The 25,698-nt window shown below is 33.1% G+C and carries 21 protein-coding genes; 12 read left to right on the top strand and 9 right to left on the bottom strand.

Translation table 11 applies throughout. The annotated features are described in order from the left end of the window. Positions 1-75 precede the first annotated feature (75 nt). The 3 genes from LX95_RS10060 to LX95_RS10050 form a co-directional block, all read right to left on the bottom strand. On the bottom strand, positions 76-1,005 hold the full coding sequence (locus LX95_RS10060) for a leucine-rich repeat domain-containing protein (RefSeq protein ID WP_111541319.1): 930 nt from the start codon (positions 1,003-1,005) through the stop codon (positions 76-78). 82 nt (positions 1,006-1,087) lie between these two features. Next, positions 1,088-3,565, bottom strand: coding sequence for an alkaline phosphatase PhoX (locus LX95_RS10055; RefSeq protein ID WP_111541318.1), 2,478 nt, complete (start codon positions 3,563-3,565; stop codon positions 1,088-1,090). Between the two features lie 193 nt (positions 3,566-3,758). Further along, the gene (locus tag LX95_RS10050) at positions 3,759-5,567 is read right to left on the bottom strand and encodes a cytochrome-c peroxidase (protein ID WP_245924760.1); all 1,809 of its coding nucleotides are present in this window, start codon (positions 5,565-5,567) and stop codon (positions 3,759-3,761) included. A 238-nt stretch (positions 5,568-5,805) separates the two neighbouring features. Here LX95_RS10050 and LX95_RS10045 point away from each other — a divergent pair, with 238 nt between their 5' ends. The 3 genes from LX95_RS10045 to LX95_RS10035 all read left to right on the top strand — a co-directional run bounded on the left by LX95_RS10045 (position 5,806) and on the right by LX95_RS10035 (position 9,528). Beyond that, complete coding sequence (locus tag LX95_RS10045) at positions 5,806-7,275, top strand: T9SS type A sorting domain-containing protein (protein WP_111541316.1); 1,470 nt, start codon at positions 5,806-5,808, stop codon at positions 7,273-7,275. Between the two features lie 79 nt (positions 7,276-7,354). After that, on the top strand, positions 7,355-8,569 hold the full coding sequence (locus LX95_RS10040) for a BaiN/RdsA family NAD(P)/FAD-dependent oxidoreductase (RefSeq protein WP_111541449.1): 1,215 nt from the start codon (positions 7,355-7,357) through the stop codon (positions 8,567-8,569). Then, complete coding sequence (locus LX95_RS10035) at positions 8,569-9,528, top strand: bile acid:sodium symporter family protein (protein WP_111541315.1); 960 nt, start codon at positions 8,569-8,571, stop codon at positions 9,526-9,528. The genes LX95_RS10040 and LX95_RS10035 overlap by 1 nt, the downstream gene beginning before the upstream one ends. 14 nt (positions 9,529-9,542) lie before the next feature. Here LX95_RS10035 and LX95_RS10030 read toward each other — a convergent pair whose 3' ends face one another. Both LX95_RS10030 and LX95_RS10025 read right to left on the bottom strand, forming a co-directional pair. Beyond that, positions 9,543-10,064, bottom strand: a complete 522-nt coding sequence (locus LX95_RS10030; RefSeq protein WP_111541314.1) for a DUF421 domain-containing protein — start codon at positions 10,062-10,064, stop codon at positions 9,543-9,545. Between the two features lie 9 nt (positions 10,065-10,073). Beyond that, a complete protein-coding gene (locus LX95_RS10025) occupies positions 10,074-10,568 on the bottom strand; it encodes a TspO/MBR family protein (protein WP_317047029.1) in 495 nt (164 codons plus the stop codon). 78 nt (positions 10,569-10,646) lie between these two features. Between LX95_RS10025 and LX95_RS10020 the strand changes: the two genes are divergently transcribed. The 9 genes from LX95_RS10020 to LX95_RS09980 all read left to right on the top strand — a co-directional run bounded on the left by LX95_RS10020 (position 10,647) and on the right by LX95_RS09980 (position 20,597). Continuing rightward, entirely contained in the window at positions 10,647-11,726 is a 1,080-nt protein-coding gene (locus tag LX95_RS10020; RefSeq protein ID WP_111541313.1) for a diphosphomevalonate/mevalonate 3,5-bisphosphate decarboxylase family protein, read from the top strand. Positions 11,727-11,762: 36 nt separating this feature from the next. Then, positions 11,763-12,701: a mevalonate kinase family protein gene (locus LX95_RS10015; RefSeq protein ID WP_111541312.1), complete on the top strand. Its 939-nt coding sequence runs from the start codon at positions 11,763-11,765 to the stop codon at positions 12,699-12,701. 10 nt (positions 12,702-12,711) lie between these two features. After that, positions 12,712-13,620, top strand: a complete 909-nt coding sequence (locus LX95_RS10010; protein WP_111541311.1) for a geranylgeranylglycerol-phosphate geranylgeranyltransferase — start codon at positions 12,712-12,714, stop codon at positions 13,618-13,620. A gap of 60 nt (positions 13,621-13,680) precedes the next feature. After that, entirely contained in the window at positions 13,681-14,511 is an 831-nt protein-coding gene (locus LX95_RS10005; RefSeq protein WP_370451150.1) for a pseudouridine synthase, read from the top strand. A gap of 367 nt (positions 14,512-14,878) precedes the next feature. Next, positions 14,879-16,279, top strand: a complete 1,401-nt coding sequence (locus tag LX95_RS10000) for an arginine decarboxylase (RefSeq protein WP_111541310.1) — start codon at positions 14,879-14,881, stop codon at positions 16,277-16,279. After that, the gene (gene speB / locus LX95_RS09995; protein ID WP_111541309.1) at positions 16,269-17,147 is read left to right on the top strand and encodes an agmatinase; all 879 of its coding nucleotides are present in this window, start codon (positions 16,269-16,271) and stop codon (positions 17,145-17,147) included. Before LX95_RS10000 ends, speB begins: the two co-directional genes overlap by 11 nt. After that, the gene (locus tag LX95_RS09990; RefSeq protein WP_111541308.1) at positions 17,137-18,111 is read left to right on the top strand and encodes a deoxyhypusine synthase family protein; all 975 of its coding nucleotides are present in this window, start codon (positions 17,137-17,139) and stop codon (positions 18,109-18,111) included. The genes speB and LX95_RS09990 overlap by 11 nt, the downstream gene beginning before the upstream one ends. A gap of 251 nt (positions 18,112-18,362) precedes the next feature. Continuing rightward, the gene (locus LX95_RS09985) at positions 18,363-19,892 is read left to right on the top strand and encodes a carbon-nitrogen hydrolase family protein (protein ID WP_111541307.1); all 1,530 of its coding nucleotides are present in this window, start codon (positions 18,363-18,365) and stop codon (positions 19,890-19,892) included. Between the two features lie 24 nt (positions 19,893-19,916). Next, positions 19,917-20,597: a lipid-A-disaccharide synthase N-terminal domain-containing protein gene (locus LX95_RS09980; protein WP_317047028.1), complete on the top strand. Its 681-nt coding sequence runs from the start codon at positions 19,917-19,919 to the stop codon at positions 20,595-20,597. On the opposite strand, the gene LX95_RS09975 is transcribed toward LX95_RS09980, so the two are convergent. From LX95_RS09975 to LX95_RS09960, 4 genes are read right to left on the bottom strand one after another with little or no spacing between them, the layout of a single operon-like run. Next, on the bottom strand, positions 20,545-21,939 hold the full coding sequence (locus tag LX95_RS09975) for a glycosyltransferase 87 family protein (RefSeq protein ID WP_111541305.1): 1,395 nt from the start codon (positions 21,937-21,939) through the stop codon (positions 20,545-20,547). The two genes, LX95_RS09980 and LX95_RS09975, sit on opposite strands and share 53 nt — an antisense overlap. Next, positions 21,939-23,417 carry a cellulose synthase family protein gene (locus LX95_RS09970; protein WP_111541304.1) on the bottom strand — a complete coding sequence of 493 codons (1,479 nt, stop codon included), beginning with the start codon at positions 23,415-23,417 and terminating at the stop codon, positions 21,939-21,941. The genes LX95_RS09975 and LX95_RS09970 overlap by 1 nt, the downstream gene beginning before the upstream one ends. Then, positions 23,414-24,109 (bottom strand): glycosyltransferase family 2 protein, encoded by a 696-nt coding sequence (locus LX95_RS09965; protein WP_111541303.1) that lies wholly within the window; start codon positions 24,107-24,109, stop codon positions 23,414-23,416. Before LX95_RS09965 ends, LX95_RS09970 begins: the two co-directional genes overlap by 4 nt. After that, positions 24,109-25,698, bottom strand: a complete 1,590-nt coding sequence (locus LX95_RS09960) for a 4Fe-4S binding protein (protein ID WP_111541302.1) — start codon at positions 25,696-25,698, stop codon at positions 24,109-24,111. The genes LX95_RS09965 and LX95_RS09960 overlap by 1 nt, the downstream gene beginning before the upstream one ends.

Here is a 25,698-nt window from a genome sequence, read left to right as displayed (position 1 = left end):
ATCTAAAAGTATCTGTATTCTTAAAAAAAGGCTAGATTTTTATTTGAATAAAATAAAAATCTAGCCCTTTAAATATTAAAAATAAATTTTACATTTTGGTAACTCACCTTTAACTCTTGCTTTTTCACTATCACTAAAAGAGTTACCCACAGCTATTAATGTTTGAATATTTTTCAAACCGCTAAGTTTTTCTGGAAATTTCTCTAAATCATTGTTAGAAATTATAAGCATTTCTAACGATTTTAATTCTGAAAAGAATTTTGGTAATACGTTTAGTTCATTATCATTTATGATAAGAATTTTTAAATGACGTAAATTCCTTATCTCTTCTGGCAAATTCCTTAATTTATTATGTTCTAAGTTAAGTTCCTCTAAAGACTTAAGCTTTGCCCATTCTCTATCAAATTCATGAAACTGATTAAAACCAAGTTTTAAAGTTTTCAGGTTTTTTAATCCTCGTATGTTTTGCGGTAAATAACTAAGTTGATTGTGTGCCAATTCTAGCACCTCTAAACTTTTACAATCCCCTATTTCTTCTGGTAAGGCAGTTAATGAATTTGAAGATAAATGTAAAAATTGTAATTCCTTTAATTTTCCAATAGATCTCGGTATTTGTGCAAGAGAATTGTCTGCTATATCTAGTGATTTTAAATTATCTAGTTCGCTTATTTCTTGAGGCAAGTACTGGAAGGAATTTAATTTTAAGTTAAGTGTTTCGAGTTTATTTAGCTGAAAAAGAGATGACTCCCAATGTGATAAATGATTTCGCATTAAATTTAAAAACGTTAATTCTTGAAATTCTTTTAAATCTTCTGGAATAAAAAATAACTGTTGATCTCTTAAATTGAGACTCTTCACATCATTTTTTTCCGCTACAGCGACATTTAATTTATCGTAAACTTTATTTCTTAACGGATTTGCACTTTGTGCGTAAATAGAATGTGAGCACAAACTACATGCACAACAGAACAAACAAATTATCAAAGTATTTTTAAAGTATTTCATATATATAATCTTTAAATGAAAAAAAGGACCGATGCTTTGCCCTCGCACCGATCCTTACCATAAACATGGTTGAAAAAAGTTTTTAGTTAGACTTTAAAACTTTATATCTAGCTGTTTTATTTCCAATTTTTACCTCAACGATATACAATTGATCTGAGCTAGAAAACTCAGAAAAGTTGAGTCTTAATTCTTGCTTGCTTCCTGTTGTTTGCATTCCGTTGATTTCGGTTACTTTTCTTCCTAAAAGATCAAATACCTGAATTTCTATATCCTGACCTGAAACATCTTTTATTCCAACATATACATTTCCCTGAGTTGGATTAGGATAAATACTTACGATATCCTTCAAATTACTTACAGCACTTAGCTCATCCTCTACAACGATATAATCAGTTTTAATTACCTCATTATTTCCTGCAACATTAGTCGTCTTTAATGTTACCGAGTAAATCCCCTCTGTATCATAAGTCACCATTGGGTTTTCATCTGTAGACGTTGCTGGAGTACCTCCTTCAAAAGTCCATTCCCAAGTCGTTGGATTGTTAGAAGTAAGATCTGTAAAAGTAACGGCATCACCTTCTTCAACTAGAACTTCATCTGCGATAAAATCACTTACTGGTGTTTGAGCTCCTAAATTCTCGTTTAATGCAAATACCACCGTTGCTGAAGCATTAAATGTCACATCATTAAAAGTAGCATCTTGTTGAGCTACATTAGAGCCACTTGGATGTTGTATAGAAAAGAAACCATATTTAAAATCTGGTGTAAAAGTTAATCCTGTTGGCTCCGATCCTGCAGGCATAGAAGCAAACAACTCTACATTAGGCGTCGTTTGTGTATGGTCTGGACGCACTACCCAAATGTAATTGTTACCACCATCTTGTAATACCCAAAGGTTTCCTTTATCATCAAAAGTAAGATTGTCATTTCCTCCTCCCCAAGGTTCTGTATAACTTCCTTGTGTAGATGAAATTTCGTAACTCATTCCTCCTACAAAAGTTTCAAAATTTGCAACTGTAGATCCGTTGTCTGTAAATCTATAGGTTCTACTTTTTCCTTTAGCAGTGAAGTAAATTTTTCCGTCAAGCGGACTTATTTCACAGTCTTCAACTCCATTAAAATTTGTTCCGCCAAGAGCAGCTGCAGCCGTGGTTACATTATTTCTTTCTGCAGTGGTTGTATTAGGAACTTGAACCCACTGTGCGGTTGTAGAAGTAGGATCATTATTTACAAGCGGTGCGTCTAAAACTAATACATATAAGGTACCTGCAGTTAAATCACCAGGAGTGTCCATAACATATTTGTACACACAATCTGTACCACCATCTTCACCATAATAAGCTGTAGTAGAATCGTCGCTTACTACCACATTCTCATGCTTCATTCTTCCCATAGCCCAAAGTTTCTCTTGACCATTTCCATAATCCATTACTTCTGCAGTTACTGGATCAATTTCTACTAACCATCCCACATCTTCGTACCCATCGTTGTTAACATCTCCACCATTAGTAGACTCTTCTGCAGTAACCACGGTTCCCCAAGGTGTTACTCCACCCGAACAGTTTCTTACCGTAGTTACCAAAGCGGTATTGTATAAATCTACTGGTCTCGTATTGCTTACTTCCCACAATAAAGTTTGATCGTTAAAGTTTACATCTAAAATTGAAACTCCTCCAGGGTTATTTTCATGATTAACCGATACATAACCTAATTCACTACTCCCATTAATTGGCACATATCCTGTAAAGTCATTATTTCCTGGGACGTTACCACTACCATCCATATAAGCATCACCTTGTTTAAAGATCATTTGGAAACGATGTTCTTGAGGAATTATCATATGACTTTGTTGAGCGGTAGGAACTATAGAAGAAAAGCATCCAATATGTGGATTGCTACAGTCAAAATTTGATACAAATTCTTCTACTAAGTATAAATCAAAACGCAAATCTGAGCTACTAGCCGTGGCTTGATGCAACTCTACAGCAATTACATTATTACCTTCTTGTAAGTTATTTACTAGGTTAATAGCGGTATATTCACCTTCACTAGAACCTCCCACAGTAGAAGTTGCATAAGTATTATAGGTAACAGCTCCTGTAGGCATATTTAACCTAGATACTTCAGTTCCGTTAAGGTAAACCACAACGCCATCATCCTGCATGATATTTAACACTAAGTCTTCATATGAAGCTGCATTAGTTACTTGAAACTCATGACGAAAGTAATACGTAGGATACTTATTATTTGCATCTGGACCATAATTTAAAGCGGTGGTTTCTACTCCATCTCCATATCCTAAAATAGCATTTCCTGTTGCCCAAGCAGACGCGTCATAATTTGCATCTTTCCAAGAAGAACCTAAATCTACTCCTGTATCATTGTAAGACCACAGACTTCCTGTATTTATAAATGTTTCAACACTTGATAGCACTACTGAAGAATTTTCGTTTAATTCTTTTTGAGGTAGCTCTCTACAATTGTCATTAAAATTTTTTGCTTGAACTCCTACAGAAAAAACTGAAAGTGCAACAAGACCTAGAAAGGAATTTTTTTTCATTGTTAAAGTTTTTGAGGTTTATAATTTCAAGTCAAAAGTAGAGGTTGAATATGTACTTGACCTAAATTCCGCTTTAAGCTTATTTTATATAAAAGTTAGCTAGGTTAAGTTAGCCTTAGATTAAAGTTATGAATGTAAACTCCCTGTTAAGTGGTTTTAATCAAAACTCTAAAGAATAACAGCTTACGTAAAATCATTGATTTAATTTTACTGCTTCTTCTCCATTCAAAGATTTAATAAATGCTATTAAATCTTGTTTTTCTTTATCAGAAAGATTTAAAGGATCTGGAGATAAGGTTTGATTAATCACTTTTAAGCCTTTGCCTTCTCCTCCTCCATCATTATAAAAGTCAATAACTTCCTCCAAAGTATTGTAAGCTCCATTATGAAAATACGGCGCTGTTAGTCCAGCGTTTCTTACGGTTGTCGTTTTAAATGATTTTTCATAGATCCAAGCTTTTTCTTCAAAAATTTTATTTTCCCAACGGCCTTCATCACTATCTAATACAACTTCTTGAGTTTGTGGATTTTTTAAGACACCTAAAATTTCACTTTCAGAATCACTATAAAAAGGAGGTACAAGTCCCGAAAAAGTAGGTGGAAAATGACAGGTAGCACAATTGGCTTTTCCCATAAATAAATTGAAACCATTTTTTATATCTTTTGATAATGTAACATCATCATTGTTTATAAATTTATCAAACTCACTATCAAAACTGGTTAGGGAAAGCACATAAGAGGATAGAGCTTTAGAAAAGTTTTCTCTATTAATTTGATCTTTACCAAAAATCTTTTTAAAACTACTAGCATATACTCCATTGCTTGTCAATTTTTTTAAAATCGCATCGTAGGCAGTATTAAATTCTTCTGGATTAAAAATAACATGCTCTGCTTGCTGCTCTAACGAAAAAGCTCGTAGGTCATAGAAAAACCGTTCGGCATAAACTGCATTAAGTAATGTGGGAGAGTTTCTTAACACCGTGTTCCCTTCTATATTACTTAATGATTTTGGTTGCCCATCGGTAAACGCTAACTTAGGATTATGGCAAGAAGCACAACTTATTTGTTGATTATCGCTTAACGCGGAATCATAAAAAAGTTTCTCTCCTAGGCTATTTAAGGCTTTAGAGTCTTCTTCATTTTTTAATTCCGTAAAGAAATAAGGGTTAAGAAAATCTTCAGAAAATATAGATTTACTCTTAGGATTCCACGCAGAAACATAAGAGAGAAAGTCTGGAACTTCTTTTTGTTCTAATTTTCCTAATTTTTGATATAAAGGATTGATATAGGTTTTTAAAAATACCAGTCTATCAAAATCTTCAAAAGAAGTAGGTTGTTTTAAATAGTGAATAGATTTAGAAAAAAGACTAATTACTTCTTTTAATTCTTTTGACGGAGCATGTTGATAAAAATCTTCTAAAAAGGCATTCATAGCTTCCATCGAGACTCTAGCTTCCTCTATAACGTTGAGTGAACCTGGAGTATCAAAACCTGTAACTCCCAATGTGAAAATTCTAACCAACCCCAATCGCATAGCAGCAATTTCGTTCTCGGGTTCAATTGTTTTTGTTTTTAAGCCTTTATATAATAATTGATAAGCATTAAAAAGTTTTCTACTATTAGAAGCGATTAGATTAGCGTCTAAATTTTCCTCATCTTCATGAACTAATTCATCTAATACCTGTAAGCCTTCCGGCGGAATAACATCAGGCAGCATACCCGATTTTTTTATATGTAATAAAGGTGCTCCATTAATATGTTCGTTTACATATTCTTGATGGTAAAAAGCTAAGTAGAACTCAATCTTTTTATAAGAAAGTCGAGCCAATTTAACTGCCGCCCTTACATTTTCAATTTCTGTTGTATGTAATTTATAAGCATTAGCAGTCGAATCTAAATGTACCAAAGACGTTTGTAGCTCATCTGCATAAGCCCAAAATCTATTACTTTTATACAGATAATCAGTTTTTTCAGAAAAAGAAGAAAAGACAAAAAATAGCATAACAAGCAAGCAAGACAAAAAAAAACTAAGTGTTTTAAAAGAAAGTCGCATAAGTGATAAAAGTTATGCAGTAAACTTAATAGAGTATTTTTAGGCGTAGATTACCTAAAGATTATCAAAAAATTAAATTGCTTACTTAATTGATTTGAAACCACTTCTATTTTCGACTTCCTGAGTCAATCTCATTCCTTTTTTTGTTATGCAGAGAAAATCGTAGTTTTATCATTAAAACTATACTATGAAAAAAATTACAACACTATTTCTCTTTTTAGCTTGTACGTTGATAGTTTCAGCTCAAAGCTATACTACTCCAAATATTGGAGGAAATTACGATTTGAACGATATCTTAAATCTAAGTCCGAGTACATTGAGTTACAACGGAACGGAGTATACCTTAACGGAAGATTTAATTATAGCTCCTACCGATACTTTTACAATTAGTACTCCCGAAACTTTAAATATCGCTGCTGATATTTTAATTACTATTGAAGGTTTCTTTACGTGCGATGCAGGAAATGATCAAATTGTAATCAAAGCAGTTGATAATACCAATCCTTACGAAGGTTTTAGATTTGAACAAAATGCTGATGTTCTTATTAATAACACCTCTATAACCTACGGTGGAGGTTTAAAAGTTATCACACCCAACTTTACATTAACCGAAAGTTTTCTTTCTAATAATGTTTCTGGTGTAGCAACAGGAGCTGTTGTTTCTTTATCTAACGGAGCTCCGCTTATAGAAAATAACAATTTCACATATAATGATTTACCAGCTATTTCATCGGGAGCTAATCAAACAGTATCTGCAACGATAAAAGGAAATTACTTAGAAGGGAATAGCCAGTCTAACTTAAATAGACCTCAAATAAACATGGGAGCTACAGGTATAGATACTTTAAGAATTACTAACAACACTATTTTGGGAGATACTTCTTTAGATTTAATTGGTGGTATTGCCATAGCAAATATTTTGGGAGGAGAAGTAAGAGCTATAATTGACAACAATACCATAACCAATAACCGTTATGGTATAACCATCGCTGGAGGTAATTCATTTGCTTACATAAGAAACAATATTATTGAAGACAACAATACTCAAAACCTTCCTTTTTCTGGAGGTAGTGGTATTTCTCTAAATTCAAATGCCGAGACTCAAACAGTGGTTGCTAGAAATAATGAGATTAGAAACAACCTTTGGGGAATTACACTTATAGGAGAAGCTTCTATCGACTTAGGAACCCTCAATGATCCTGGAGATAATATTTTTTCTGAAAACGGTAATAATGGAGTTGTTTACGCGCTTTATAATAATACCGATAATACCATACAGGCTGTCTATAACTGCTGGGAAGAAGATATTACCTTGAGTGATGCTAATGCAGTTGAGCCATATATTTTTCATCAAACAGATGATGCATCTTTAGGAGAAGTAATTTTTACTCCTTTTACTTGTGCCGATTTTAGTGCTTCTTCTAACGAGACTTTACAAATTAATGTTTACCCCAATCCTTCTTTTGGAAACTTTTCTATAGAAAACACACAGAATTTTCAACAATTAACGATCTATAACCTTAACGGAAAAAAGATAAAAACATTTTCATTGACAAACAACCTTAATGAGATTAACACAGATTTATCTTCTGGGCTTTACCTATTAGAATTTAAGAATAACAAGAAAAAAGCTTTTACAAAATTGATTATTCAATAAGAGGTAAAATTTAAACTGTCTACAAAAAGAAAAGTGAAAACTTTTCTTTTTGTTTTTAATAGCATTCTATCTTTGTCGTATGCGAAATGTATTTGATGTTATTATTGTGGGTGGTGGTGCAGCTGGCTTTTTTACCGCCATTCAAATTGCCGAACATAACCCAAACAAAAATATTCTAATTCTAGAACGTGGTAAGGAGGTGCTTACCAAAGTAAAAATTTCTGGTGGAGGACGTTGTAATGTCACTCATGCAGAGTTTATTCCGCAAGAATTGGTAAAAAACTATCCTAGAGGAGAACGAGAGTTACTAGGACCCTTTCATCAATTTATGACAGGAGATACGATTGAATGGTTCGAAAAACAAGGTGTAGAACTTAAAATTGAAGAAGATGGAAGAATGTTCCCTGTATCTGATTCTTCCCAAACCATTATTGATTGTTTCTTGCAAAGAACCCAAGATTTAAACATCAAAATAAACACCTTAGAACCCGTAAAAGATTTTGTAAAAGAAGGCGAATTATGGAAAATAACTTGTAAATCTAGTCATTACCAAGCCCAACAACTGGTTATTGCTACAGGTAGTAATCCAAAAATATGGAATCAACTCCAACATTTAAATCATCAAATAATTAGTCCTGTCCCTTCCTTATTTACATTTAACACCAGAGATTCTCGTGTAGAAGGTTTAGCAGGAATTAGCACTTTTGCTTCCGTTAAGGTGGTTGGAGAAAAATTAGAGAGCGAGGGTCCTTTACTTATTACGCATTGGGGGTTTAGCGGACCTGGAATTTTAAAACTTTCGGCATGGGGAGCTCAAAGGCTTTTTGAGAAAAACTATCAGTTTCAGTTAGAAATTAACTGGCTTGGCTACGCTTCCGCGGAAGCGACATTAGAGCAACTTTTAAAATTAAAAAAGCAAAATCCTAAACAACAAATGGCTACCTACGCCCAATTTGATCTACCTAAACGTTTATGGCAAAAATTAGTAGTGGCCAGTATTCCCGAAAATAGAATTTGGGCAGAAGTAAGCCATAAAGAATTACAAGCTTTAGTAAAAGAACTAACGCAAGGTGTTTATCATATTCAAGGAAAAAGCACTTTTAAAGAAGAATTTGTAACTGCTGGAGGTGTAGAATTGAAAGAAATTAACTTTAAAACCATGGAAAGCAAATTACACAAAGACTTGTTTTTTGCTGGCGAAGTAACCAATATAGATGCCATCACAGGCGGGTTCAATTTTCAAAACGCTTGGACAAGCAGTTTTATAGCCGCTCAAGAAATAAGCAATAGGTAATGAAAAAACACCTGTTTATTCTAGCTTTATTGGTCGCCATATTTTTAGGCTATGTTTTTCCTCAACTTTCTGAAGTTTTACCGTTAGAAACTATAACCGATGTGGGAATTGGTTTTATTTTTTTCTTCTACGGATTAAAATTATCTACAGCCGAACTAAAAGCTGGTATGCGTAATTATAAACTCCACATCTTAATTCAAGCGGCTACTTTTGTAATTTTCCCCTTACTGGTATTAACTTTCTATCCTTTAGTTACTGAAGGAGAAAACCAAACCTATTGGTTAGCTTTTTTATTTTTAGCAGCATTACCTTCTACAGTATCATCTTCTGTTGTGATGGTTTCATTGGCCAAAGGAAATATTCCTGCAGCTATTTTTAATGCTAGTTTATCGGGAATTATTGGTTTGGTGATAACTCCGCTATGGCTAAGTTTTTTTATGGAAGATACTCAGGGAAGTATTTCTTTTTACGATGTAATTGCTAAGCTTAGCATACAAATTTTACTTCCTCTTTTCTTAGGTTTCGCATTGCATAAATTCACTAAAACATTAGTAAATAAATACAAAAGTAAAATTACAATCTTTGATAAAAGTGTTATTGTACTTATTGTATATAACAGTTTTAGTCATTCCTTTAAAGCTAATATTTTTAACGGATTAACTGTTTGGGATTTCTTGGCGATACTAACTGGAGTAGCTATTCTCTTCTTTACAGTGTATTATTTAGTAAATTATATCTCTAAGAGATTACATTTTTCTAGAGAAGATCAAATTACAGCCAAGTTTTGCGGTTCTAAAAAATCTTTAGTGCACGGGAGTGTTATGCTAAAAATTCTATTTGGCAATTCGCCTAATGCTGGTATTTTTCTAATACCTATTATGCTTTATCATATTTTGCAATTAATTGTCATTGCTATTTTTGCCAATAAATTAGAACAAAGAAATACGACAAATTATTGATTTCTTCAGCAAAATTAACGCTTGACATCTTCTAGAATAAAATCCTCTATTCGTTGATTTTCATCTTTGGTGTGCAGGACTGCAATATCGCCTGTAGCTTCAAATATCACCGCTCTAACCTGACTTAGTTCTAATACATTTGCTTCGCGAAGTTTCGATTTTAAATCGTCTAAGGTAACGTGAGATTTTTTTAAATTCTCATGTAAAATTTCTTGTCCGTCCATTAACAATACAGGCTTATTATCAACTAACCTTTGAAATTGCTTATTTCTTCTCAATAAAGCGACAAATAGTTGTAACACATATACCGAAGCCAATCCTATAGCACCTTGTAATAATGAAGTAGATTTTGATAATATAGTTGTTGCTAAAATAGAACCTATGGCTACCGTCATAGCAAAATCAAAACTAGACATTTTTGAAAAGCTACGTTTACCCGCTAAGCGAGTATAAACAATTGTACATATGTAAATTCCGATTGCTGTCAAAATTATCGCATACAACGATGTAGCCGAAGCCGTAAACCATTCTTTCATAATATTATTTTAATTAAGTCTCCAAATTTCATAGTTAAGCAATGTAATGAATGCCAACCAAATTAAATAGGGAATTAACAAATAGGCAGCAAATGGAGAAACTACTTTAAACCATTTAATAGTAAAGATTACAAGTATTAATAGGGAGACAATAATAAGTAAACTTAATATAGGCAATTTAAAACCAAAAAAAACAATAGACCAAGCTGTGTTAAGTAAAAGAAGAAAACCAAAATGATACAAAGCAGTTTTAACCCAAGCGTGATGTAAGCCTTTGTCCCATACTAGCCCCAAAGCCACTCCCATTAAAATATATAATACGGTCCAAACGGGACCAAATATCCAGCTTGGAGGTTTAAACGTAGGTCGTTGAATATTTAAGTACCAATTATCAAATCCAGATTGTGTTACAATAGCTCCTATAAATCCTATTAACAAACAGACTAATATAGATATCGAAATATGTTTTAGCTTACTACTCATATCACCTAAAGGATTAGACAAGTGTAATTTATAAATTTATTTTTACAATCTCATTAAAAATGCACTTATGAAGATTATATTTGCACAAAAAATGCGGTTATGCAAGAGCAGCAATTTATTCCATCTAAAAGCTACCAACTTCCAGAAAAAGGAGAAGTAAAATGGGAGTCTCCTAGTAATATTGCTTTGGTAAAATATTGGGGAAAATACGGCGAACAATTACCTAAAAATAGTTCTATTAGTTTTACGCTTTCTCATTGTAAAACCACCACACAACTAAGTTATCAGAAAAAAAATAGTTCTCAAAAATTTTCTTTTGAAGTGTACCTTGACGGAAATAGAACCGAAAGTTTTGAACCTAAAATTGAGAAATTTTTTGAACGTATAGAAAAGTACCTTCCATTTCTCAAAGACTATCACTTTAAAATTGAAACTCAAAATTCTTTTCCACACAGTAGCGGAATAGCCTCTTCTGCCAGCGGAATGAGCGCTTTAGCTTTATGTTTATTAGCATTAGAACGACAAGCAAATTCCGTTATGACTGATGATTTTTTTAATCAAAAAGCTTCATTTTTAGCTCGTCTAGGTTCTGGGAGTGCCGCAAGAAGTATTAAAGGAAATTTAGTTGTTTGGGGAGAACATACCGCAGTAAATAAAAGTTCTAATTTATATGGGGTAGAATTTTCTGATAAGGTTCATGAAGTTTTTAAAAATTATCAAGATACCATACTGTTAGTTGATCGCGGAGAAAAGCAAGTAAGTAGTACGGTTGGACATAATTTAATGTACAATCACCCTTTTGCTGAACAAAGGTTTTTACAAGCCAACAGCAATTTAGAGAAAATATTAACCGTTTTGCAATCTGGAAACTTAGATGAATTTATATTCATAGTAGAACAAGAAGCTTTGTCTTTGCACGCTATGATGATGAGTAGCTCTCCTTACTTTATTCTCATGAAACCCAATACGCTAGAGATTATTAATAAAATTTGGGAATATAGAGAAACACATAAAAGTAAAATCTGTTTTACTTTAGATGCGGGCGCTAATGTACATGTTTTATACCCAGAGAATGAAAAAGCTAAAGTTTTAGATTTCATTAAGAATCAGTTAGTTGGTTATTGTCAAAAAGGGATGTATATTTGTGATGAGGTAGGCTTCGGAGCAAAACCCTTATAATTAAAGAATTTTGCTTTAAAGCATTAAATCGATACTATGAAAGGACCACTATTTTATTCAAAGATTTTATTATTTGGTGAATACGGCATTATAAAAGATTCAAAAGGTTTATCTATTCCTTATAATTTTTATAATGGAGCTTTAAAATCTAGTGATTCCCTTAGCGGACAGCATTTAAAATCAAATCAAAATTTAAATCGATTTGCAGCATATTTAAAAGATTTAGCAGTAGAAAAACCTAACTTAGTTACTTTCGATTTTGGAGCTTTAGAAAAAGATATTCAAGAAGGAATGTATTTTGACAGTAGTATCCCTCAAGGTTATGGTGTGGGGAGTAGTGGTGCATTAGTTGCTGCGATCTATGAAAAATACGCAAAAGAAAAAATTACGGTTTTAGAAAGTTTAACTCGCGAAAAACTTTTAAGCTTAAAAATTATTTTTGGAGAAATGGAATCATTTTTCCACGGCAAATCTTCTGGATTAGATCCTTTAAATAGTTACTTAAGCTTACCTATTCTTATTAATTCTAAAGATCATATTGAAGCTGCTGGTATCCCTTCCCAAGCAACAAACGGTAAAGGTGCTGTATTTTTATTGGACAGTGGTATTGTAGGAGAAACTGCTCCTATGGTAAACATCTTTATGGAAAATATGAAGCAAGAAGGCTTTAGGCAAATGCTCAAAAATAAATTTGTAAAACATACCGATGCTTGTGTAGACGATTTCTTAAAAGGTGATGTAAAATCTCTTTTCGGAAATATTAAACAACTTTCGCACGTGGTTTTAGATAACTTTAAACCTATGATTCCTAAGCAATTTCACAAGCTTTGGAAAGAGGGGATTGATACCAATGCCTATTATTTAAAACTATGTGGTTCTGGTGGCGGTGGCTATATTTTAGGGTTTACCGAAGATTTAGAGAAAGCCCAAAAAGCCCTAAAGAATTACAAATTAGAAGTAGTCTACAATTTTTAAAACACTATAAATGTCTTCGCAAAAGAGCAAGCATCTGCTGCTAAAATTAGCAAGTTTGTTCTCTGTAGTTAGAGGCTATAATATTTTAGTTATTATAGCGGCTCAATATCTTACCTCTATTTATATTTTAGCGCCAGATAAACCACTAGGCAAAGTCTTATTTGATGTTAATTTGTTTATTATTGTTTTTGCTTCCGCATTAGCGATTGCATCGGGATATATTATTAATAATTTTTATGATACCGAAAAAGACTTAATTAACAGACCGCAAAAAACTTTTTTAGATAATTATATTAGTCAGAAAACTAAACTTTCGGTTTACTTTACACTCAATTTTTTATCGGTTATACTAGCAAGTTATGTTTCCTTTAAAGCGGTATTGTTCTTTTCTGTATATATATTTTTCTTATGGTTTTACTCACACAAGCTTAAAAAATATCCTTTTATAGGTAATTTAACTGCTTCTATTCTTGCTGTAGCTCCATTTTTTGTTGTGTTTGTATTTTATTTAAACTTCGACCTTATTATTTTCATTCATGCCACCTACTTATTTTTAATTATATCTATAAGGGAGTTAGTAAAAGATTTAGAGAATTTAAAAGGAGACTTTACGCAAGAATATCATACTATTCCTGTAGTGTATGGAGCTAGGTTTACCAAAAAAATTGCCACTGCATTAGTTATGCTTACCTCTATACCTACTCTACTTCTCTTGTTTAAAGATTTTCATATAGGTTATATGTATTATTACTTTTTAATAGCTTACTTTTTACTCATTACTTTTCTCTATTTTTTATGGAAATCTACTTCTAAACTTCAATATACACTCTTGCATAACTTGCTAAAACTTATTATTGTACTGGGTGTTTTTAGTATTTTATTAATTGATATCGACATAGTTCTTAACAGAATTTTTTAAGAAAAATAAATAGTACGGTAATCATTTATTTATATTGTACCTTTGCAAAAAATTACCATTATGGGCAACTCAAGAAATACAGGAAAAGGAAATATGAAGAAGAAGGATAAGCCTTTTAATAAAGACAGGAAATCTGCTCCAAAAAATAAAGTAAAAGTAGATCAACAAGTTAAAGATCCTCAAGCAGGAATGCGTCTTAATAAATACATTGCTAATGCGGGAGTTTGTTCTCGTAGAGATGCAGATATATACATCTCTGCAGGAAGTGTACGTGTAAATGGAGATGTCATTACAGAGATGGGCTATAAAGTTAAACTTACTGATGAAGTTAAATTTGACGGAAGAAAAATTACTCCTGAGCGTAAAGAGTATGTACTACTTAATAAACCAAGTGGTTTTTACGTTACCGGAAGCTTAGAAAGAAACAACCGTACCGTTATGGATTTGGTTGCCGGAGCCTCAAAATCTAAACTGAGTCCAGTAGGAAAATTAGATACCAGTAGCATGGGACTATTATTGTTTACTAACGATGGCACTATGGCTAAAAATTTATCGAGTCCCAAACAAGGTATTAGACAGCTGTACCATGTGGAACTTAATAAGAACTTAGACCAAATCGATTTAGAAAAAATTAGAGAAGGTATCACCTTAGAAGATGGTAGTCTAAAGGTAGATGATATTAGTTATGTAGATAATCAACCTAAGAGACAAGTGGGCATCGAACTTAAAAGTACTCGCCAACACATTGTACAGCGTTTATTTAAGAAATTAGGTTATGAAATCGTAAAATTAGACCGCGTAGTTTACGGAGGCTTAACTAAGAAAGATTTACCTAGAGGAAATTATCGCCACTTAACTAAACAAGAAGTGATTAATTTAGGAATGATATAATTATCAATACCTTAAACGTATTAAGAGTCTTTTTTAAGGCTCTTTTTTTATGCTAAAATTTAACATTTAGCCTATTCCACAGTAATAAAAAATAGATTTTATTTGTTTCGAATTTAACAGATTTAATTGAACTCTCTTTCAAATTTCGGATTGTTAAAAAACAGGAAGTTTTTTATAACAATAGTTTACAAGGTAAGCAACCGGTTTTTTAAGTTTACTTCCTCTCCAACACTTACTTTCTTCCAGAAGTTAGCTTTTAAGCCAACCTCTGAACTTCAAATTTTACTTTAATTTAAGCTTCTTTTATAAATTTATATTTACCTTTTACAGGTATTTCAAGTAATGCTTAATATTTTAAAAACTCATAATGAATACAAAGTATATTGACCTTATAAGTCAAACCTACTATTTCCCTCAAGAGGAATTTAAGTTAAAAGATAATAACTTAGAATTTCACGACATTAACTTAATGGAATTGATTAAAGAATATGGCGCTCCATTAAAGTTCACCTATTTACCTAAAATTTCAGAGAATATTCAACGAGCTAAAGGCTGGTTTAATAACGCCATCGAAAAGAATAATTATAAGGGTAATTATAACTATTGCTATTGTACGAAGAGTTCCCATTTTCAGCATGTCTTAGATGAAGCTCTTACCAACGATATTCATATTGAAACATCATCTGCTTTTGATATTGATATTGTTGAGAAAATGATGAAAAAAGGTAAAATCAATAAAGATACCTTTGTCATTTGTAATGGTTTTAAGCGTGCTCAATACGTCTCTAACATCGCAAGACTAATTAACAATGGGCATTCTAACTGTATTCCTATTATTGATAATTATGAAGAAATAGATTTACTTTCGGAAGAAGTAAAAGAGGATTTCAAGATTGGAATTCGTATTGCTTCAGAAGAAGAACCAAAATTCGAGTTTTACACTTCAAGATTAGGAATTGGTTACCGAAATATTGTTCCGTTTTACGAAGATCAAATTAAGAATAATGAGAAAGTAGAGCTTAAAATGCTTCATTTCTTCATCAATACTGGTATTCGTGATACTGCCTATTATTGGAACGAACTTGTAAAATGTTTAAAAGTGTATGTTAGATTAAAAAAAATCTGCCCGACACTTGACAGTCTTAATATTGGCGGTGGTTTTCCTATAAAAAACTCTCTGCACTTTGAGTATGATTATCAATATATGATTGATGAGATTATTAATCAAATTAATAATTTCTGTGAAGAGGCAGAAGTTCCTGTTCCTAATATTTTTACTGAATTTGGTAGCTTTACGGTAGGAGAAAGCGGCGGAGCTATTTATGAAGTGCTTTACCAAAAGCAACAAAATGATCGTGAAAAATGGAACATGATCAATTCATCTTTCATTACTACTCTACCAGATACTTGGGCCATTAACAAGCGTTTTATTATGTTGGCTATAAACCGATGGGAAGATGAGTATGAAAGGGTTTTGCTAGGCGGTTTAACTTGCGATAGTGATGATTATTATAATAGTGAACAGCATATGAACGCTATTTATTTACCCAAATACAAAAAAGAAAAACCTCTTTATATAGGCTTCTTTAATACGGGAGCTTACCAAGAAAGTATTGGAGGCTTTGGAGGATTACAACACTGTCTTATTCCTAGCCCTAAACACATTTTAATCGATAAAGATAAAGATGGCAACATCACCACAAAATTATTTAGCAACCAACAAAAAAGTGAAGACTTACTTAAAATTTTAGGCTACGATGACAACTAAAAAAAATTATGCTGGCATTCCAGACAAATATGCTCGTTTAGATGAAGCAAAAGTGGTATTAATTCCGGTTCCTTACGATGGGACTAGCACCTGGCAAAAGGGAGCAGACAAAGGTCCGCAAGCTTTTCTAGATGCTTCAGAAAATATGGAATTATACGATATTGAAACACGATCTGAGGTTTACAAGAAAGGAGTTTATTTAACTCCTCCTGTTACCGAAAATACTTCACCAGAAAAAATGGTAGAAGCAGTGCATAAGACCACTAAAAACTACATTAAACAAGATAAATTTGTTACTCTTTTTGGAGGCGAACATTCAATTTCTATAGGTAGCATTAGAGCTTTTAATGAGGCTTTTCCAGATTTAACCGTGGTACAAATAGATGCTCATGCAGACCTTCGCAAAGAATACGAAGGCTCTTCTTGCAATCACGCTTGTGCGGTTCACGAAGCGAGTAAAACCACGAATCTTATTCAGGTAGGTATTCGCTCTATGGACGGAGAAGAATTGGAGTATATGGATGAAAACCAAGTCTATTTCGCTCACGATCTATATGAAGATTGGATGGATGATGCCATTGGGCAAATGACACCTAATGTATTTTTAACGATAGATTTAGATGCATTCGATCCTTCTATTATGCCTAGCACAGGGACCCCAGAACCAGGCGGACTTTTTTGGTATGAAACCTTAGAATTTTTAAAACTTATCTTTAAAAAGAAAAATGTAGTAGGTTTTGATATTGTAGAACTTTGCCCTAATAAAGAAGAGAAATCTTCAGATTTTTTAGCCGCAAAACTTTACTACAAAATGTTGAGCTACAAATTTAAATACGAAAACCATAACGAAAATGACGATGAAGAATAAAGGAGCCATATCTCAATTTATAGAAAAATATTACTTGCACTTTAATGCTGCAAGTGTTGTAGATGCTGCAAAAGCTTACGAAGATCAACTTAACGGAGGTGCAAAAATGTTAGTTTCTTTAGCAGGAGCTATGAGTACCGCAGAGTTAGGGAAGATCTTTGCAGAAATGATTCGCCAAGATAAAGTGCAAATCATCTCTTGTACCGGAGCTAACTTAGAAGAAGATATTATGAATTTAGTAGCGCACAGTCACTACAAAAGAATTCCTAATTATCGCGATTTAACTCCTAAAGAAGAATGGGGTTTATTAGAAAAGGGACTTAATAGAGTTACCGATACTTGTATTCCCGAAGAGGAAGCTTTTAGAAGGTTACAAAAACATATTGTAAAAATCTGGAAAGATGCAGAAGCAAATGGCGAACGTTATTTTCCACATGAGTATATGTATAAATTGCTTTTAAGTGGTGTTCTTGAAGAATATTATGAAATAGACCTTAAAGATTCTTGGATGTACGCTGCCGCGGAAAAAAACTTACCTATTGTTGTTCCAGGGTGGGAAGACAGTACTATGGGAAACATTTTTGCCAGCTATGTTATGAAAGGAGAGTTAAAAGCTAGTACAGTAAAATCTGGAATAGAATACATGACTTTTCTTGCAGATTGGTACACTGATAATTCTAAAAACGGAATTGGTTTCTTCCAAATTGGAGGTGGTATTGCAGGAGATTTTCCTATTTGCGTAGTTCCTATGCTTTACCAAGATATGGAAAGAACAGACACTCCATTTTGGAGCTATTTCTGTCAGATTTCAGATTCTACCACCAGTTATGGATCGTATTCGGGAGCAGTACCTAATGAAAAAATTACTTGGGGAAAATTAGATTTAGACACTCCTAAGTTCATTATAGAAAGTGATGCTACCATTGTAGCTCCGCTTATTTTTGCTTATTTATTAGATATGTAGCACAAGCTAAAATTAAAAAAGCGGAGTAATTTAAAAATGATTTTTTTTACGTTGCTCCGCTTTCTTGTATAACAATATTTATAAGAAAAGCTTTTTTGCGCTAGGGATTACTCACTAATTCAGTTTTTATGGAGTTCGTGAATATATTTAAGGCGATTGTTGAAGCTCTTTAATTTTTGCCTCAGCAAAACTTAAAAGCGACTGCCGAAAGCCCGACCCTTGGGTAGCGCCCAAATAAATAAAATTCAACTATGGATAAAATAGAAAACATTGAGTTAAAATACCTCACCATCGAGGATTTTGAAGAATTAAAAGAGGCTACGGTTTCCTCTTATGGCTCGATGCCCAACTCCTACTGGAAGTTAGATGAAATTGGGCAATTAATTTCACTTTTTCCAGAAGGGCAAATTGTAATTAAAATTAATGGTGATATTGCAGGTTGCGCTCTTTCTATGATTGTAGAATTAGACGATGTAGAAGATCATCATACCTATCAAGATATTGTAGGAGGTGATAATTTTAAAGTTCACGATAAGAATGGAGATACCCTTTACGGAATTGATGTTTTTATTAAACCTGAATATCGTGGTTTACGCTTGGGAAGACGTTTATACGATTACCGAAAAGAGGTTTGTGAGAATCTGAATTTAAAGGGAATCGTGTTTGGCGGTAGGATTCCTAATTACCATAAATTTGCAAAAGAACTTACCCCAAAACAGTATATTGATAAAGTAAAAGCAAAAGAAATACACGATCCTGTACTTAACTTTCAGCTTTCTAATGATTTTCACCCTGTACGTATTTTAAAAGGCTATTTAGAAGGCGATAAAGCTTCGGGAGAATATGCTGTGTTGATGGAATGGGATAATATTTATTATACTAAACCCACAAAAAAGCCATCGGCGAATAAGAGTGTGGTACGATTAGGTTTAATTCAGTGGCAAATGCGTTCATACAAAGACATGGACGATTTAATGCAACAAGCTGAATATTTTATTGATAGCCTTGCAGGTTATCGATCTGATTTTGCTTTGTTTCCAGAGTTTTTCAATGCGCCGCTCATGGCAAAATACAATCACCTTTCTGAACCCGATGCGATTCGAGAGTTAGCAAGTTACACCGAGACAGTAAAAGAAAAACTATCTGAGCTTTCTATCTCTTATAACATTAATATCATCTCGGGAAGCATGCCCGAAATAATTAATGGCAGCCTTTACAACGTGGGGTATTTGTGCAAAAGAGACGGAAGCGTTGAACGCTATGAAAAAATACATGTCACACCAGATGAAGCTAAAATTTGGGGAATGCAACGCGGTCATGAATTAAAAACATTCGACACCGATTGTGGTAAAATAGGGATTCTTATTTGTTACGATGTAGAATTCCCAGAGCTTTCTCGTTTGTTATCTGATGAAGGAATGGACATTCTATTTGTCCCTTTCCTAACTGATACTCAAAATGGTTATTCCCGTGTTCGTCTTTGTGCACAAGCCAGAGCTGTAGAGAATGAATGTTATGTTGCCATTGCTGGTAGCGTTGGTAATTTACCTAATGTTCATAACATGGATATTCAATATGCACAATCGGCGGTATTTACACCTTGTGATTTTTCTTTTCCGTCTAACGGAATAAAAGCAGAAGCTACTCCCAATACAGAAATGATTTTGGTAGCCGATGTAGATGTAGATTTATTACGTGAACTACATACCTTTGGTAGTGTTCACAATTTAAAAGATCGAAGACCTGACGTTTATCAACTAAAGAGAACGAATAAGTCTTAAGCTTTTACCAAATACTAGACTCGCTTGAATAAATTTTGTTTTATTTGCGAGTCTATTTCTTTATTTATGCACGATTGGATTATCTACAGTATTGGTTTTACCGCGCAAATTCTATTTGCTTCTCGAATTATTATTCAATGGTTTCAATCTGAAAAAGCTAAAAAATTAAAAACCCCTGTCATCTTTTGGAAGCTTAGTTTAATAGCCGCCATTATTTTCTTTTTCTATGGGTATTTACGTCGGGATTTTTCAATAATGCTCGGACAAGCAATTATCTATTTTGTTTTTATACGTAACCTTATTCTTCAAAAAGAGTGGAAACCTTCGTCATTTATTTTTAAGTTTATTGTGATCGGTTTTCCATTTTTTGCGGTTTGGTACGGCATTTTTGGTGCTGATATTGACTACAACCTTATGTTTTCTCAACAAGAAAATAATGGAATTAGCACCTGGCTACTCATAACAGGAATTGTCGGTCAGTTGGTATATACCTTTAGATTTATTTACCAATGGGTATATTCTGAGAATAAGAAAAAGTCTAGTTTGCCTTTAGGTTTTTGGTGGCTGAGTTTAGTGGGATCAGCTATTGTCTTGGTGTATGCAATTTACAGAGAAGATCCTGTACTTTTAGCCTCGCATTTGGGCGGATCTTTTATTTATGTACGAAATGTTTATATTGGGATAACATCTTCTGCTTCAGAGTAGGAAAAAATTCCGCGAAAGCGAAAATAAAAATAACCCCATATTCTAAAGTAATAAGTATATAATTCTCTTGAAACCCATCAATAGTATAGGCTGAATAGCTAAAAAAGACCATAAAGCTCCACAATATTGCAAAACGATAAGGAGTGAAAATACTCAATAATAAAGGGGTTGCGATGTACCACGGATGCACTGTAGTAGACAAGGAAAAGTAGCAAAAACTACCTATAAGCATTGCACTAAATAATTGCTTTACGGAAGTATTTTTTCTAAAAAATGCTAATGTTAGTACGGTAATCAATACGATTATTGGCAGTATTTTACCTAGAGTCGCAATCGTGTTCCAGCCGACTAATTGATATCCTATCCACCGAAAAAGATAATAGACACTCGCATTGAATTCGAACTTTTGAAACCAAAGTCCAATAGTATGACTGTAATTTTGAATCAGCTCTTGAGATATAAAAGGTAGAAAAGTAATTGCAACGGTAGTAAATACTACTCCATAGTAGAGACTTAGTTTAAAAATATTCTTTCTCCAGTCAATGCTTTTATCTTTATTGACAAACCATTGAAACAACAAAGGAAGAAAAAGTAGAGGTAAAAGCTTTACGGAAACCGAAATTCCCAATAAAATGGCTGAGATTAACCATTCATTTTTTATCAAAGCATACATAGAAGCTAGAAAAAAGAATAACATTACTCCTTCAAAATGAAGGTTTACAGTAAGTTCTATAAGTATAAAAGGGTTTAAAAAGTACCAAAAAATATGCTTCGGGTCTTTTCCTATTTTTATTAAGATTTTACGTCCTATAAATAAGATTCCAATATCGGCAGCAAGTATTATAATTCTAAAAATGATAATCGATCCTAAAATAGAGGTTTTAGAAAATAATCCTGCGACTCCAAAAATTAATTGATTGATGGGTGGATAATTACTAAAATTACCCACGCTTAACGAACCCATTTCTCTTGTTAAAGTTTCCGCTTGAGCGATATAATTATAGCCATTCAAGAGGTACTCATTTGGTGTGAATAGGTAGGGATTTATGAAATTTGCAATTAACCGACCATCCCAAATAAACCGATAAAAATCTTGTGATAAATTGGGCAATGCGCTTATAAAAACCAATCTAAATACTATTCCTACCAGCAATAGAAATTTAAAATTGCCATGATTAAATTGAATTAATTTGTAGGTGAGAAAAAATAACGCGGTGAAAATGGAGATAAGCTTAATAAAATCATACCTCTCTAAATCGTAAGCGAAAGATGCATACAAAACCGATAATATGATTGAAAATAGAAGTGGTGTTTTATATTTTATGTATAGTGCTTTCCACATTAATTTCTAAATGACAAAGATTTTAAAATTACGAAACCAAAGCCCATAAAAAGCATAGCATGAAAAATAAGTAATCCAAAATCATTCACTTTAAAAGCACTATATATAGCAAAACCAAAATAAAGTAAGCATATCACTTCAATAACTTGTGCGAAAGAAAACTCTCTTTGTAGATATTTATTGGCTTTCCACACCTCATCTTTTTTAGAAATATTAAATTTTGGTGTTCTAATAAATTCAGATTTCTTACCAAAATGACCTTCTAAAACGGCAATAGAATTATGAACAGAAAGCCCTAACGCTACCGAAAAAAATGTAAAAAATAAACCTATAAAATTGATGAAATTTTTGAATCCGCTACCGTGAATTTTGGTATAAGTAAGCCAATAACTTATTAAAAAAATAAAAGTACTTATGCCAAAAAAAGCAAGACCGTAAAATAGAAAGTTCCAATTGGGATGATTGGCTTTAATGTAAAGTATGGGTACACTTAAAATAGCTATAGTAAGTACGATTAAAAACATGCTGCTATTTAATAAGTGAAAAAGACTATGAAATTTAGTTTTCCACGATACTTGAGAGTTTTTAAGAACTTGAAAATAAAGTTTTTGGAAATTTTCTGCTGCGCCTTTATTCCACCTAAACTGTTGAGATTTAGCAGCACTAATGGCTACGGGTAATTCGGCTGGAGTCTCTACTTCTTCAAGGTATTTAAATTTCCAATTTTTAAGCTGTGCTCTATAACTTAAATCTAAATCTTCGGTTAAAGTATCTCCTTCCCAATTCCCTGCATCGAGAATACATTCTTTTCTCCAAACGCCCGCAGTACCATTAAAGTTAATAAAATGGTTACCAAAACTTCTTCCTACTTGTTCTAAAATAAAGTGAAAGTCTAATGCAAAAGCTTGAATACGTGTTAAAATGGAATAGTTTCTATTAAGATGCCCCCAACGGGTTTGTACAACTCCAATTTGGGGATCTTTAAAAAATGGAATGGTTTTTAATAACCAATTCTTTTGTGGTAAAAAATCGGAATCAAAAATTGCAATAAACTCCCCTTTTGCATTTATCAATCCTTCTTTTAAAGCTCCAGCTTTAAAACCTGTACGCTTAACTCTAGTTATGTGTTGTATGTCTAAACCTTCTTTTTTTAAACCTTCGATAATCTGTCGTGTTTTCATCAAAGATTCATCTGTAGAGTCATCTAAAACCTGTATTTCTAATTTTTCTCGAGGGTAATCTATACAAGCTATATTTTTTAATAAACGTTCTACCACATACATTTCGTTGTATAACGGAAGTTGTATGGTTACCAACGGAATTTCCTCACAATTGGAGAAGTCATATTGTAAAGCTTTCGCGGATTTTTTTTTAGATTTGATGTAATTAAAATATAAGCCTAATTGTGCTATGGCATATAAAAAAACCAACACTAAGCATAAACCATATATACCTACAAGGATTAATTCAAAAATCATTTTTTAAAACCATATTTAAAAATCCAACCTAAAATTTTAACCCCGGCCATCACCGCTCCTTTTACTGTTCCCGAAACTTTAGACACTCCTATTCTATTTCTATATTTTACAGGAATTTCTTGATAAGAAAAGTCTTTCTTTAATGCTTTTAATTGCATTTCTACCGTCCACCCATAGGTTTTATCTTCCATAGCTAGTGCAAGTAGTTTATGATACTTTATGGCTCTAAACGGACCTAAATCTGTGAATTTTGAACCAAATAAAAGTTTCATTAAAAAAGTAGCTAACCAGTTTCCAAAAATTTGAGGGAGGGTCATAGAACCTGCTTCCCGTAATCGTTTCACTCTAGCTCCAATTACAAAATCTATATCTTTTTCTATGATAGGCGCTATGAGCTGAGTAAGCTGCTCGGGATAATCGCTATAATCTCCATCTAAGAATACTATAATATCTGGGACAGTACCTTGTTCGGCAATGAAATTCATTCCTTTGAGACATGCATAACCATAACCTTTTCGTGGTTCTTTGAGAACAGTAGCACCGGCTTTGGCGGCGTTTTCTTCGGTTCTATCTGTAGAATTGTTACTTATGACAATAACCTCTTCTACATAGTCAGGAATATCCTTAATTACTAAACCTATAGATTCTTCCTCATTAAATGCAGGAATAATCACTTTAATTTTTGGGGTCATTACTTGTGATTCACGTAGTTCATTAAATCTACATCATTGCCCAAAAGTACGTCTTTAGGGTTGATTCTTCCGTCAAGGGAATCGTTTTCTAGTTTTAAAACTCCACGCGGACAAACCTCAGCGCAAATTCCACATCCTACACAAGAAGAACGTACGATGTTTGCTCCTTTTTGAGCATAAGCACGCACATCTATTCCCATTTCACAATAGGTAGAACAGTTTCCACAAGAAATACATTGTCCGCCATTTACAGTAATTCTAAACTTCGAAAATAAACGTTGCTGAAATCCTAATATAGCTGCCATAGGACATCCAAAACGACACCATACTCGGTTTCCAAAAATGGGATAAAAACCAGTACCTATAACTCCGCTAAAAATACTTCCGATAAGGAAACCGTAAGTAGATCTAAGTGTTTCTGCTTGAAATAAAAATAAATTATTTCCGCTAAAAAAATGTATTCCAATTAAACTGGCTATAATAACCATATAACCTATAGCACCGTATTGAGCATCTTTTTCTAATTCTTTACGCTTAAAAATCATTGCCCAAGCAAATACTACGGTTAACAAACCTCCTACAAGCAACAAGAAAACATCTTTGGTAAGCCAATATTTTTGAGGATCGTATCCTAAATAAGTATATACTACAGCGGTGGTCATTAAAACCACAAAGACTACCACACTATGAACAACCCATCTTTCTACTTTCCAAGCAAATGTGCTTTTATCACTTAAATGCCTAAAAGAATCTCCAGCAGTTTCGGCTAAACCTCCACAACCACAAACCCAAGAACAATACCAACGTTTACCATATTTGTAAGTAAGGATTGGAGTAATAATAAAAATTGAAGCTACTCCAAAAATAAGTAATGCAACACCTACAGTTCCTGCACTTATAAAGTCATCTACACGATACTGTTCAAAATTATAATAATTGAGAGGCCAGATGTTTTTTAGGTCGTAATAAGGAAGTGAAAACCCTTCTCCATTGAGACGAGCCATAAACTCTGGAATTAAAAAAGCAAAAGCAGTTTGAAAAAACATAACCGAAATTGTTCTAAGCTTTTCATAACGACTGTGGCGGTATTTCCATAAAAATTTAATCCCAAAAGAAAGTATAGCTAAAGTATAAAGCGTACCATAAACAAACCATTGGCTCGCAGGATTGCCACTTAACGCTTTACTTAACGGATCAAAAAGTGCAATTAAACCGACGTTATCACCCTCACTTCTAAGTCCTATTAAGGCCGGGAAAAAATATAAAATAACGTAAAAACCTGTAAGTAAAACCCCAAATAGCCAAGCCCATAAGCCTCTACTAGATATAGATTTAAACCAAACCCCGTCATTTTTAATTCCTGCTAATTTATTTTTATATGCTGCTGCGGAAAATAAAACAACTCCGCCTCCTATCCCACCTAAAGCAATGGTTAACCAAAGACTTTTTTGAGGTAAGTGTACTTGAAAAGCTGCTAGAACTAATATAAGTAATCCTAACATCCCCAAGCTTACTGCTACTTTTTGTAGGGTAGAAAGCGCTTTTGGTGGCTGCCCTCCTAAAGCCATAGATTTTTGAGATTGATACAT

The sequence above is a fragment of the Mesonia algae genome (assembly GCF_003253545.1).
In the GTDB taxonomy this organism is placed as follows: domain Bacteria; phylum Bacteroidota; class Bacteroidia; order Flavobacteriales; family Flavobacteriaceae; genus Mesonia; species Mesonia algae.
Note: the sequence above shows the minus strand (reverse complement) of the source record. Positions and strands in the feature narration are given on the sequence as shown.